This is a genomic window from Pedobacter petrophilus (assembly GCF_009674725.1).
Classification (GTDB): domain Bacteria; phylum Bacteroidota; class Bacteroidia; order Sphingobacteriales; family Sphingobacteriaceae; genus Pedobacter; species Pedobacter petrophilus.
The window spans coordinates 19106-32017 of the sequence record NZ_WKKH01000047.1; the positions used below are offsets into that span (position 1 = coordinate 19106).

Annotated in this window: 8 protein-coding genes; 4 read left to right on the forward strand and 4 right to left on the reverse strand. The window is 41.7% G+C overall.

The genetic code is table 11. From position 1 onward, the window contains the following. The first annotated feature begins 10 nt into the window (after window positions 1–10). From GJU39_RS19720 to GJU39_RS19730, 3 genes are all read left to right on the forward strand, one after another. Window positions 11–3034 carry a SusC/RagA family TonB-linked outer membrane protein gene (locus GJU39_RS19720; RefSeq protein WP_154282722.1) on the forward strand — a complete coding sequence of 1008 codons (3024 nt, stop codon included), beginning with the start codon at window positions 11–13 and terminating at the stop codon, window positions 3032–3034. A 20-nt stretch (window positions 3035–3054) separates the two neighbouring features. Then, the gene (locus tag GJU39_RS19725; protein ID WP_154282723.1) at window positions 3055–4716 is read left to right on the forward strand and encodes a RagB/SusD family nutrient uptake outer membrane protein; all 1662 of its coding nucleotides are present in this window, start codon (window positions 3055–3057) and stop codon (window positions 4714–4716) included. A 364-nt stretch (window positions 4717–5080) separates the two neighbouring features. Further along, on the forward strand, window positions 5081–7723 hold the full coding sequence (locus tag GJU39_RS19730; protein ID WP_245228027.1) for an alpha,alpha-trehalase: 2643 nt from the start codon (window positions 5081–5083) through the stop codon (window positions 7721–7723). Between the two features lie 208 nt (window positions 7724–7931). Here GJU39_RS19730 and GJU39_RS19735 read toward each other — a convergent pair whose 3' ends face one another. The 4 genes from GJU39_RS19735 to GJU39_RS19750 all read right to left on the reverse strand — a co-directional run bounded on the left by GJU39_RS19735 (window position 7932) and on the right by GJU39_RS19750 (window position 12128). Continuing rightward, window positions 7932–8282: a putative quinol monooxygenase gene (locus tag GJU39_RS19735; protein WP_154282724.1), complete on the reverse strand. Its 351-nt coding sequence runs from the start codon at window positions 8280–8282 to the stop codon at window positions 7932–7934. Between the two features lie 1075 nt (window positions 8283–9357). Beyond that, the gene (locus GJU39_RS19740) at window positions 9358–9744 is read right to left on the reverse strand and encodes a RidA family protein (RefSeq protein WP_154282725.1); all 387 of its coding nucleotides are present in this window, start codon (window positions 9742–9744) and stop codon (window positions 9358–9360) included. Further along, window positions 9741–11102, reverse strand: a complete 1362-nt coding sequence (locus tag GJU39_RS19745; protein WP_167515729.1) for a M20/M25/M40 family metallo-hydrolase — start codon at window positions 11100–11102, stop codon at window positions 9741–9743. Before GJU39_RS19745 ends, GJU39_RS19740 begins: the two co-directional genes overlap by 4 nt. A gap of 30 nt (window positions 11103–11132) precedes the next feature. Then, on the reverse strand, window positions 11133–12128 hold the full coding sequence (locus tag GJU39_RS19750; protein ID WP_154282727.1) for an MBL fold metallo-hydrolase: 996 nt from the start codon (window positions 12126–12128) through the stop codon (window positions 11133–11135). 629 nt (window positions 12129–12757) lie between these two features. Here GJU39_RS19750 and GJU39_RS24335 point away from each other — a divergent pair. Next, on the forward strand, window positions 12758–12912 hold a 155-nt coding region (locus GJU39_RS24335; RefSeq protein ID WP_154281226.1), incomplete at its 3' end, for a transposase.

The window sequence follows — 12912 nt, forward strand, 5'->3', positions numbered from 1 at the left end:
ATCCAATCGTATGAAATTTTTTAGCAAGTATAGTTTGCTGCTTTCCATGCTCTGCCTGTGTGTATTGGGAACCTTTGCACAACAGGATAAGGAAGCCAAGTCAGATACTATTTTTAAGGGTATTGTGCTGGATGCGCAAAGTAAACCGCTATCTGGAGTATCGGTTTATATTCAGGAAAAAATAGGCACGGTGTCTTCCGATCTCAAGGGGGAATTTGCGATTAAGGCTAACGTGGGTGATGTGCTTATCCTTCGAAACCGGGGCTACATAACCCAACAACAGATTTTAGGCAATGAAAATCTTTTGAGCATAACCTTAATCAGAGCGGATGCAGATGCGGGAGAAGAGGATAATGCGACCACACCATTTGCCATTCTTAAAAAAAGGAATGTATCTGGTGCAGTTACCGTGTTAAACGGAAGTAATATCCCTCAGTTACCAACTAATGATTTACGCAACCTGTTCGCCGGACGTTTATCTGGTCTGTATCAGTCACAGGTTGGTACCGCCCCCGGAACAACGGTAACAAATGTATTCATGCGAAGCATCAATTCTTTCAATGCTAGAACAGCCAGAATATTTGTTGATGGTACCGAAAGAGATTTTGGGGATATGGACATCAGCGAGATAGAAAGCATAACCGTACTTAAAGATGCCTCGACGCTAGCCTGGTATGGTTTACGGGGCGGCAATGGGGTAGTTATGGTGACCACGAAAAAAGGAGATTCAATCCGCTCTTACATTCATTTTGATGCTCAAGTGGGTTTTCAGAATGCCATCAATTTGATAAAACCATTAAATTCATATGACTATGCGAGTCTTTATAATGAGGCTTCTTTAAATGATGGTGCTGTGGCGCCCTATAATCAGGCAGCGCTTGATGCCTATCGCAATAACACCTTACCCTTTTTGTTTCCAAACAACAACTACATAGAAGATTACTTGCGTAAAACCGCTCCGATCCAGCGCTATGCATTTTCAATGGGCGGTGGTAAAAGAACGGTTCGCTATTTTGCCTCGGTAAGCTACTTAAATCAGCGGGGCTTTTTAAACAATACTCAAACGCCCAGTTTCGATTCAAATGTTGGTTTTAGGAAGCTCAATTTCCGTGGGAACATTGATTTTGAAGCCAATAAATACTTAACCGTTAGCCTGCATGCAGGAGTGCGCACTGAAAACAGGCTTTCGCCCGGTACTGGCCTGACTGATGTCATGAATAATATATACAATACCCCACCTAATGCTTACCCTATCTTAAATGCAGATGGTTCCCTAGGTGGTACGGCGCAGTATACAAAAAACCTGCTAGGTTTATTACAGCAAAGTGGTTATACGAGTGACCAAAACCGGGTTTTACTGGCAACGCTAAGCGTCAGACAGAAGCTGGACTTTTGGATACCAGGCCTATCATTCAATGCTGTAGGTTCATATGACGGGGTTGGAAATTACATTTCAGGACTTACCCAGCAATATTCGGTTGCCGACCAAACGCTTGCAAATCCAGCCAACTACCTAACGGCTAGCCCAGTGGCCTACCGCACAACCACTTATGGAAACAATGCTTTGCAGAATGAGTTTTGGGCAGGCTTCGATTATGAGAAGACACTGGGGAGTCATCATCTAAATGTTTCACTGAAAGGACAGCGCTTCGCCGATAAAGCCCCTGAACGACTGGATTTTCGTAACCAGGGACTTGCAGGGCGTATTGATTATAATTATAAGCAAAGGTATTTCGCTGGATTTACCGCAGGCTATTCTGGTTCGGAGAATTTTGCACCAGGCAAGCGTTATGGCTTTTTCCCAGCCATTTCGGCAGGCTGGATACTTTCTGAAGAAAAGTTTTTAAAATCTGTACCAATCCTTAGCTACTTAAAATTGCGGGCGTCCTATGGCAGCGCCGGTAATGGGGACATTGGGGGTTCGCGTTTTCCTTTTGAAAGTTTTTACAGCAGAAATCTTTCTAGTGGTGGTTATAGCTTTGGTCTGACACCAACAGCAACGAATTCCGCTTCAGAATCTAATCTTGGAAATCCCAATATTACCTGGGAGACGGTTCGAATGCTAAATACAGGTTTTGATGTACGCTTTCTGAATGATGCGCTTGGCTTATCGGTAGATTATTACCAGACCCGCCGAGACAACATTCTGACCGCAAACATTTTTCCTAGCCTTATTGGTCAAGACGCTGGATTGGTCAATGGTGGAAAAGTACAGAGCCGTGGATTGGAATCATCTGTTTTTTATTCTAAAAAATTAGGTAAGCTGGAGATGAACTTCAATGGCAATGTTCTTATTTCAAAAAGTAAGGTTCTTGCAGAGAATGGTCAAGAAGGACTCCCCCTCTATCAACAGACTGTTGGTCATATTGCAGGCTCGACACTAGTATTCCTATCCGATGGCCTTTTTCAATCTCAGGCAGAGATAAATAGCCATCCCCAACAAACTCTGGCAGGAAGAGTAGCTCCCGGAGATATTAAATACAAAGATATTGGCGGTCCACTGGGGGTTCCGGACGGTATAATAGACAACAATGACCAAGTCCGCATCGATAAAACCGCACTTCCCAATACCTATTATGGATTTGGTGGTAATCTGCGCTACGGCATCCTTGATTTAGTGTTTCAGTTTCAGGGGGTGGTTGGCCGGACGATAAATATCCAGGGTCTGGTGAATAGCGGTCCGAGTGCTTTCAATGCATTAAGTTTAGACCGTTATACGCCGTCTAATGCCGCCAATGCCAGATTCCCAAGACTTGGGATAGCAGATAGAGGAAACAATACTGCTGCATCAGATTACTGGTTGCGTTCTGCGGATTATCTAAGTCTTAAATCCCTAGAAGTAGGGTTTAATTTACCTAGTAAATTGACCACAAAGCTGGGCGTAAGCAATGCACGCCTATACATTGGCGCTTTAAATTTATTTACCACCAATGATTTAGGTATAGGAGTTAACCCCGAGGTGCCTAATGCCGGAAGTGGCAGCACGTATCCATATTCAAGAACTTATACACTGGGAATCAGCGTCGCTTTATAAACATTACAAAGGAATAAAATATGAAAAACCACAATAGGGAGCATCTAAAATATCTGTTGATTGTATTGGTGATCTGCATGGGATGTAAAAAAGATTACTTAAAATTTGATTACACTGATGGAAGCATTCGGGAAGAAGATGTCTGGAAATCCGATCGCAATTCAAGGGGATTTTTAAATACAACATATGCCGGGCTAATTAATGGCTACAGTGTGGATGGTGATGGGGCTTTGTTGGCATCGGCTTCCGATGAAGCGGTCAACTCTAACGTAAACTCTAGGATAAACATCATCAATAATGGCACCTGGGGAGCACTGCGTACAATTGATGACCAGTATAATAATATGTATACCAATATCCGTAAAACGAATCTGTTTTTAGAGAAAAGTGGTAGTAGTGCGATAACGCCAGCGAGTGATATTGTCAGGTTAAAGGGGGAAGCATATTTTTTAAGGGCTATGTATCATTTTGAACTTATGAAACGCTATGGGCAGATAATATTGGCAACCAGATCCTATACTACTACAGACGATTTGGATTTACCAAGAAATACGCTCGATGAAGTTATTGCGCAAATCAGTGCAGACTGCGATGAGGCAATAAAGGTTTTGCCTGCTTCTCAATCAGACTTGGGAGTGGCGGATAAAGGAAGGGCAACTGCAGGGGCTGCGCTTGCTTTAAAGTCTCGGATGTTGCTTTATGCAGCCAGTCCGCTTTACAATACCAATGGCGATCTTTCTAAGTGGACTGCTGCAGCCGCCACCGCCAGGCAGCTCATAAACCTCAATAAGAATTCACTATTGCCTTTAGCCCAATTGGGAAATTTATGGGACTTTTCCGTTGCTGCCTCCAATTACAGCCCGGAAGTTATTTTCGCAACAAATGTTAGTGCCACCAATTCTATCGAAAGCAACAATGCACCGATAAGCTACGAAGGTAAAGGAAGGACCAACCCTACTCAGGAGTTGGTAAATGCTTTTGAGATGCGCGTAAGTGGCAAGCCAATTACGGACAACACTTCAGGGTTTTCTCCTACAGATCCCTACTCCACAACTGGTGCAAGTGCGCGAGACCCTAGACTGTCTTTATTTATCATTTATAATGGTCAATCCTTTAAATCAAGAGCTGTTGAAACCTTCACAGGTGGCCGGGATAATATGCCAATAAACATCAATAACACCAAAACTGGCTATTACCTAAGAAAGTTTCTTTCGGAGAGTTCAGCTTGGGCGACGGGTGCTACAAGTGTAAACCGAAACCGTCCCTGGATATTTTTCCGTTATTCAGAAGTTTTGTTGAACTATGCCGAAGCCTTGAATGAAGCTAGTGGACCTGTTACTGATGTTTATACTTATGTAAATCAGATTCGCCTACGTGCTGGCATGCCAGTGTTGCCAGCAGGATTAACGCAGTCACAAATGCGTGAGCGAATCCAGAATGAGCGCCGCGTTGAGTTATGCTTTGAGGGGCATCGTTTTTTCGATGTGCGCCGATGGAGGAAAGGTACAGAACTTTTCAACAAATCAGTTTCGGGTATACAAATTACAAAAACCGGAACCAGCTTAACATACGTCCCCTTTCAGGTTGAAAACCGAGTGTTCACAGAAAAAAATAATTTATTTCCAATACCTCAGTCAGAATTGAATAAAGCGAGTAAGTTAAAACAGAACCCAGGGTATTAGCATTTAACAATAGGAATAGCTCCTATAAAAGATTTCAGTAACAGGGTGGGGAATTAATGTTTATAAAAAAAATGAAGCCGATTTCTCTTGCCTATTATAGAGCAAAAAATGAACTTAAAGAAGCGATTAAAGTACTTTAATGTTTTTGAGGATGATTTGTGTTAAAAGATTAAAATCAGTTGGATCGGAATATTGAGATTTCATCGCCATTTAATCTTTTAATTTTTGAGGTTCAAAGGGCAGCTCACAGGGGTTTTGAAAAATCTATATGAAAACGAATATTACAATCTTTCTTGTTTGTTTTCTATGCTGTAGTAAGTCCATGCATGGTCAGCAGTTATTAGATACTTCCACTCTAAAATCAATGAATACCACTCATGACATCCGTCTGGGACCATGGGGGCCTTATTCTAAGAAATATGCTGGTATATCACATATCCCTGATATAGCCGCTGGGATGCGCTTCGATTTTTTTGTGATGCCGGGTTTTTACCGAAATAAAGTTTTGATTCCCAATGTAAATTTTGAATCTGGGTATTTCCCCTGGCAGGCAGATTCTAGGCAAGGCTCCTATACTTACCGGTATGAATTGATCTGGAAAGATCAGGTGTATGTGGACGTAAATTATCAGATAGTAGATAGTAGTAAGGTAATTGTAAGTATTAAGTGTGTAAACCGCACAGAACTTCCTCAAAGTCTTGCTTTAAACCTAATGGCTTCGATGAATTATCCCGAGGTATGGCCAAGGTTTAAATTACAAAAGTCTTCGCAAGATGTCTGGATAAATGCAGTGGATTATAAACAAATACGTTTTGCAAGACAGGAGCCTAAAGATAATCTAGTTACTGATGGTCTGATGAATGGAGAAATGCGTAACGAAGGCTTTATTGATGGGTCTGCGTTGACAAAAAAGTTTGGACAGTCAGCGGGTAACTCGTTATCCTACTCAATTCCAGCTCAATTCAAAAAGGGTTATCTCACCATCTTCTATCGGGCTGATATTGGCGCGGTGAGCAGGATTTCAGCTTCCGGAGCGATTCATCAGCAAATCATTCTAGAGGGAGATGGCAAACTTAAATGGATTGAAATTCCTTTTGAGTGGGATGGGTCAGGCCGGTTGATACTAACATCGCTTGAGGGAGATGGCGTGGAACTCAATGGTCTACTCTGGAGCATTAAAAAAGACACAAAATTCGCGATTGAAGATAATCTTAAGGTGGTAAATCCGAAAGTATCAACGGATTTTAAAAATCGTCAGGCAATTCTAAAATATCAACATGCTCCGGGCTATTATGGTATGAGCTGGGGTAATTCCTCATATAAAATTCGCGAAATCCGCAATGATGAACTTGATGTCTACTTTCGTAAAGCTATTCATAATCATGTCGATAGCATCCTGAAAGGAAATAATCAGGGCCATTTTGAAAATATATTTATCAGACCACTCGTGCTATTGGCGGGAAGTGAAAAAACTTTTAGTTGTGTACTAACGCACAACCCTAGTATGGCTGCAGCTAGACAAAACATGTCTGCACCTAAAAACATACCACAAAAAGCGCAAAAACCTTTTATTGGCCCAACTTTTCTCCCAGAAAGTAAAACCTATGCTTTTAGTCAGAAAATGCTCCGGGCAGCCTTACTGGAGAATATCGTCTATCCTATCTACACCCAGCGAAGTTACATCAGGCATTATACACCCGGGAAATGGTGGAATAGTTTGTACACCTGGGATTCGGGTTTTATCGCTTTAGGGCTTAATGAGTTAGATATAAACAGAGCCGTAGAATGCATCAATGCTTACACAACTGAACCTGGCAGCCAATCCGCCTTTATTCATCATGGCGCTCCAGTTCCGGTGCAGGTTTACGCATTTTTTGATTTATTAAACAAAACGCAGTCATTGCCACTACTTGAATATTTCTATCCTAGGCTAAAGCAATATTATAGTTTTTTATCTGGCAAGCTAGGTAGCTCCTCAACAGGACGATTGAAATCGGGATTACTTAACACCTGGGATTACTTTTACAATTCAGGTGGATGGGATGATTACCCAGCGCAGGTAGGTATTCATCAGCAGCGGCTGGAATCCACTGTCTCACCCGTAATTACAACTGCCCAGTGTATACGTTTCGCGAAAATATTGCGCATGCTTGCAAAAAAGTTGAACAAAAATGCAGATGCTGCGGATTATGACATCGAAATTAAAGCATTTTCCAAAAGTCTTCAGGCTTACAGCTGGAATGAGGAAAGCGGTTATTTCAGCTATGTGCGTCATGATTCAAGTGGTAAAGCAATAGGTGCCTTCCGCTATAAAGATGGTAGTGATTATAATCAGGGTATGGATGGAGCTTATCCTCTATTTGCCGGGATTTGCACCCCAGCGCAACAGAACATATTGCTAAAAAAACTTTTCTCGGCTGATCATATGTGGACCCCTTACGGCATGGGCGTGGTTGACCGGGCGGCAGCTTATTACCTCAACGATGGATATTGGAATGGGTCAGTGTGGATGCCGCATCAATGGTTTATGTGGAAGACCATGCTTGATTTAGGCAAACCTGAACTTGCGATGCGAATCTCGAGCACGGGCCTTGAGGTCTTCAAGCGGGAAACGGATCATTCCTATTATACTTTTGAGCATTACCTCTCCGAAACCGGCCGGGGCGCGGGCTGGCATCAGTTTTCAGGTCTTTCTACTCCGGTTTTAAACTGGTATAATTCCACTTTTAAGATCGGAAACGTCACCACCGGTTTTGAAATTCTACAAGAAAAAAGCGAGTTTAATTCGGAATTTTCCAATTATGAAGCATTACTAAGTTTTGATGATTCGACGCCCGCACACGCGCGTAGCATGCTTATCTGTTTAAATCCGTCTTATCAGTATCAGGCAATGTTCAATGGAAGGGTAATCCAACACCTGCAGCCTTATCCCGGGCTGCTTCAGGTAACACTACCAGCAACCAATGTTGCTGGACAATTAATTATCAAAATAAAAGGGCGTAAGTAGAAAGGTCGAAAAACATTTTAATAACTGGCTTTATTAATAGCCTCACTTATGATTTCTGTCTTCATGAAATATTATCAGCTAAGAAAAGCACTGCCATTCCCCCGGCGCGCAGGACATTATTTGGCCCGATGCGATTATTCTCTCTTCAAGACCATCGCCCAGGTTCCAATGTGGAATATAGCCTAAAACATTACGTTTACTTAATGCGCTAAGTAAGTAAGGTAGATTCAAACTCTTCGATGGGAACCGTAAAATAGGGTTCAGCTGAAATTAAAAAATTCTTAAAGTGCGGGGATGTATTATGTTCTTCCATTGCAGCCTCTGATGCCCATTCCTCCATCATGATAAAAAATCCTGGTTGTTGAGTAACTTGATGTAATTCATATTTCAGACATCCTGGCTCTTTTCTGGTTTCTTGTATAAGTTGGACAAAAAGACCATTTAATTTTTCAAGATCTGCGCTATTGTTTTTCGCGCGGATAAGTGCTGTTATTGTTATCATATTGTTTAAATTTATTAAGGTTAATGGTAAAATTTTTCTAAAAAATCTTCTTTTCATTTTAACTTTTCGCACTTTTTATTTTTAAATCAAAATAAAAAATGGAATACCAAACAATGCCTTCTTCCAATAGTACTCGATAGTTTTTCATATCCTGTTGCTTTCCGGCTGGCAATCTTTCAAAGAAGTTTTAATCCTTGTCAGCTTACGTTCCCAAAAGCAATTTCTTCATTCATTTGTGGCACTAACCAATTTGCCATCTTTTCTATAAAAAGATAATCTTGATACATATCCTTGAAGGCATGCAAAACAAAACTACTATTACTTACGCCCTCATCAAATGGCTTTGCTGCATAAATAATCTATTATCATCAACAAAAGATCCACAAAATTTTCTTCTGAGTGCACTGTAGGTTTTGTAATCTCTCACGTGGATATATCCTTTAAATTTAGGAGCTAAGTAATACAATGGTATCTATATTTTTCTCCTAAGAACAAAATTAGGACATATACCTTTTACAACTTGGTACAATTTGGTTATAAATTTGTACATACCAATCCAGAGCGTTTAAAACTAATGCATTGTTAGTGGAGAAATTCGCCTAAAATTGCTTTCAACCGGCAGGGACTTTAATCAAAAAAAATCTATTTTTTTGCCTGAATTTTGTCAGTCATACTTGATAAATCTAAAAGTGAGTTTACCAATGAAATATCCACAACAGTAGAAAACACGATATAAAATCTGCTACGAGACAATCTTTGGGACAGCTGCGCCTTCGACAAGAAAAAGCATTGTTTTTAACCTATTTTTTTACCTTCCACAGCCATCACTGATATCTGCTACAGAATTGCATTGAAAATTGCAGGGTGATGCGCTTAAGTTTTTGAATATTACGGCCTAAACAAAATTAAGATGAGAAACATGGTACCATGCGGCGTGATGGGTAATGATTTCAGAGAAAGTCTATTTATTTTTTCTTGCAAATCTGGAAACATCGCTTCAATACCTTCCATAGATACTAGAATGGAAGCACTACTTCCCAATGCTAAGCTTTCCCGAATTCTTTGCCTAACATGATGCTCGTAATCGCCGTTACGGAGCGCATCACAGACTTCATCATTTTTCTAAGCGAGCCTATTTCCGGGCGGTAACGGTAATCTCTACACTGGCCTTTTGTGGCAAATGAGCGATCCCGATACAGGTTCTGGAAGGAAAAGGTGGTTTAAAATAATTTTTGTAAAGTGTATTAAACTTTGCGTACTGTCCAAAATCTTTCAAATAAACAGTAACTGTAATTATCTTATCCATTGATGACCCGGCGGAGATTAGGATTGTATTGATTTTTTCAAAAACCTGATTGACTTCCTGATCAAAACTTGGTGCTGGCACACCAACCTGTCCCGACAAAAAGATAAGACCACCAGCTTCCCTGAATGCGCTAAATGGTTTATCGTTCAGATTTTGAGCATACGATGCGATTGAAAACAATATTGCTATTGCAGTAATTGATATTTTTTTCATTGTAATCCATATTTACTAATCAGCAACACCATAGCAGACATTGCTGCCGCACCCATGGCCACCTCTCTAGGGTTAATTTTATCATAGGTATCCAATCTGCTATGGTGAATATCAAATAGACGGCTATCATCGCAATCCAGGCTAATGAGTGCAAGAGCCTTGTTTTTCATTGGAACCAAATCAATTCCACGCTGCTCCAACTGGATGTCTCCAGCCTTGTAGGTTTCAAATAACTTCGCCCATTGCCTAAACTGCTTTAAGGCCTTGGAGCCTGCTTCCACCCTAAAGCCTCTGGCTGCAAAACCGCCCGCATCAGATTCCATGACAGCGATATGCTTCTCACCATTCAATGTGGCTTGCCTGGCATATTCTACTGCACCGTGTGCACCTGCCTCTTCATTCATGTATAGCACAACACGCACAGTACGGGCGGGCCTGAAGCCTAATTGATTAAACACCCTGAGCATTTCCATCGACTGGACCAACCCGGTTCCATCATCAGAGGCACCCTGACCAAGATCCCAGGAATCAAGATGTGCACCAAGGGTCACAATCTCCTGTGGAAATTCCCAACCTTTGATTTCCGCAATCACATTGTTGGACCTAACTGGTGATAAAAGCCTGCATTTCAGCTCCAAAGATAGTATCATTCGTGGATCGGCTTTTAGTGCAGCGCTAAGCCGGTCTGCGCTTATTGTGCTTAATGCGACAGCAGGGATTTTTTTCACTTTTTCATCATAGCTAACAGCGCCGGTATGGGGAACATTGTCTTTTGAAAGCGTCAAGGATCGAATTAATGCCCCTACAGCCCCTCTTTTAGCGGCAGCTATGGCGCCAAGAGATCGTTGATCCACTGCCTTAAGATAGGCCTTAAAAACTTCCACCTCGGTAGGATCCATCGCCCGGTTAAAAAATACGAATTTACCAGCAATCTCCGCATCTGTCATATCCGCTAAAGCTTTCCATGAATTTACCTCGACGACCTCGGACTGCAGAATTCCATCTGTAGGAATCGATCCTCCAAGCGCACTGATATCAAGTCTGCTTTTTCCACCAGATGCGCTGAAATAGGCTCGCTCAGTATCCCCCCTTTCCCAGCGGGGAACAGTTACTGGCTGGAGGTATACCCTATCGGGCTTGTAACCTTCCATTACGGATTTTGCCCATACAACCGTCTGCTCCGCGGCTGCAGATCCGCTAATTCTTGGACCTATCTTATAGACCAGCTCCCGCAGGTTTTGATCCATTGTATGATCCTTCAGTACCTGGGTATAAATCTTGCGGATCATTACAGAATCTGCATCTACCTGGGCTAAGGCAGGATTAAAGATCAGCAGCGCAAAGCCAAGCGAAACCATAGAGATGGTTTGATGAATAGATTTCATTCCTTATTGTCCTTTACCTGTGGTCGTATAATTGATCGGAAACCACCTGTAGCCCTTTCCTAGCGGTCTGATATGGCCGATTCCCGGAAAGGATAGGTGATCTGCAGCAATCCAGTACCCTTCTTTTGCAGCCTGCTCAAAAGCCTTTTTGCGAGTCCTCGCTGCCCAGGCAGGATCAACATCATAAACAATGGTGATTTCAGGCTTGGCAAATTGTACTGCTCCAGAATGCAGGATGTCACCCCAGAACAAAATCTTCTCTCCTTCACTGGTTACTTGGTAAAAACTATGGCCTGGCGTATGTCCGGGGCTGGCTAACGGAGTTACTCCGGGAAAAAGCGTTTTACCATAATCAAAGGTTTTGATCTTACCCGCTTTCAGATATGGTAACATTTTAAGCCTCGCCTGGTCAAAATAAGGTTTCATTTTATCAGTGGCTTTGGCATATTGTTCATCATTGAGCCAGTAATCTGCTTCCTGTTTGCTTACATAAACTGTAGCGTTGGGAAATACCATTTTATCGCCGTCCATCAGCCCTCCTGTATGATCGGTATGAATGTGAGTAATTAATATCACCTCGATCTCTTCGGGATTATAGCCAGCACGCTTCATATTTGCAGGTAGGTGTCCAAGTGTCGGGCCGTATAGTTCAGAGGTTCCCGCATCAATCAGAATGGTCTTTCCGCCAACTTTAACTATATAGGCATTGACAGAGGCTTCAACAACCGGCTGCTGAAAATTCAGGTTGGTCAACGCTTTTACCTCGTCAACATTGGTGTTGGTTAATAGCTTATCAAGCTCCTGAGGGATGCTTCCATCTGATAAAGCGATAACCTCTATGCTGCCTAGCTTCATGTGATAGCTACCGGGCTGAGCAAGAACTCCTTCTTGATGCTGTGCCTTAGCCACCTGCATGAATGTTAAAACGAATACCGTAAAGGTAATATAGAAAGCAGCAGAGCTTTTGACCCGCTTTAGAAGATATTTGTATGTTTTCATTTTTAAAATATTTATCGTGCGACAAAACTATGGCTTACATACAAAACTTAAAAGTACGCACTTCATTATAGCATAGGGTTAAAATTATCCCTATAGCCCCATTCCTTTCGTTTCTCGACCTTCCTGGGTCCATCTCATAATTATAAGCAGACAGCTAAACACAAATGGGCTAGGATAAACTGCTACCGCTTTGATGCGTATTGCTTTGGCACCAATCATCAATGGCACATCCTTGTTAAATCTGTCTGCAGAGTAAACAGCTATGGGTTGCAGCAATACGTGTATTTAATCTTCAAGATACCTGAGGAAATTTTGAATCAGCCAAGGTTATCACGCAAGATGCTGAAATCGACCAATAGATAAGCAGGTGACATAACGACAAGATAATTATGTATCTGGTTTAGTTTGACGCAGTGCGCAGCCAGTAAGACTTTCAGACGAGCTTAGCTCATTTTTCAATTTGGCATTCTAGCTTTAAGAACTGTATTTCCTAAAAGAGACATAAGGCCTTAGGAAGATTGATGTTACACTGTAAACTAACAAAAGGCCGGAATAAGCCCTGGAGTTGCTACATTTGACTGGAGGAATTTAGTTGTCAGATTTAACTAGAAACTTTTAAATTTGATTATATGAGCAAACGAGTATTTGATGATTCCTTCAAAAAAATGGCTATAGATTTATCTAATAGCCGAGGATCGGTGAAAGAGGTTGCAGATGAGCTTGGAATAAACGATAGCCTTCTGAGTAAATGGAGACAGCGTGAGTCGGAGCCCAAACAGAGTCC

Bases quoted from the DNA above. Each gene is read 5' to 3' on its own strand.
- GJU39_RS19735 (WP_154282724.1), bottom strand. From the start codon at position 8,282: ATGAAAAGAAGATTTTTTAGAAAAATTTTACCATTAACCTTAATAAAT.
- GJU39_RS19740 (WP_154282725.1), bottom strand. From the start codon at position 9,744: ATGAAAAAAATATCAATTACTGCAATAGCAATATTGTTTTCAATCGCA.
- GJU39_RS19745 (WP_167515729.1), bottom strand. From the start codon at position 11,102: ATGGTTTCGCTTGGCTTTGCGCTGCTGATCTTTAATCCTGCCTTAGCC.
- GJU39_RS19730 (WP_245228027.1), top strand. From the start codon at position 5,081: ATGAATACCACTCATGACATCCGTCTGGGACCATGGGGGCCTTATTCT.
- GJU39_RS19750 (WP_154282727.1), bottom strand. From the start codon at position 12,128: ATGAAAACATACAAATATCTTCTAAAGCGGGTCAAAAGCTCTGCTGCT.
- GJU39_RS19725 (WP_154282723.1), top strand. From the start codon at position 3,055: ATGAAAAACCACAATAGGGAGCATCTAAAATATCTGTTGATTGTATTG.
- GJU39_RS19720 (WP_154282722.1), top strand. From the start codon at position 11: ATGAAATTTTTTAGCAAGTATAGTTTGCTGCTTTCCATGCTCTGCCTG.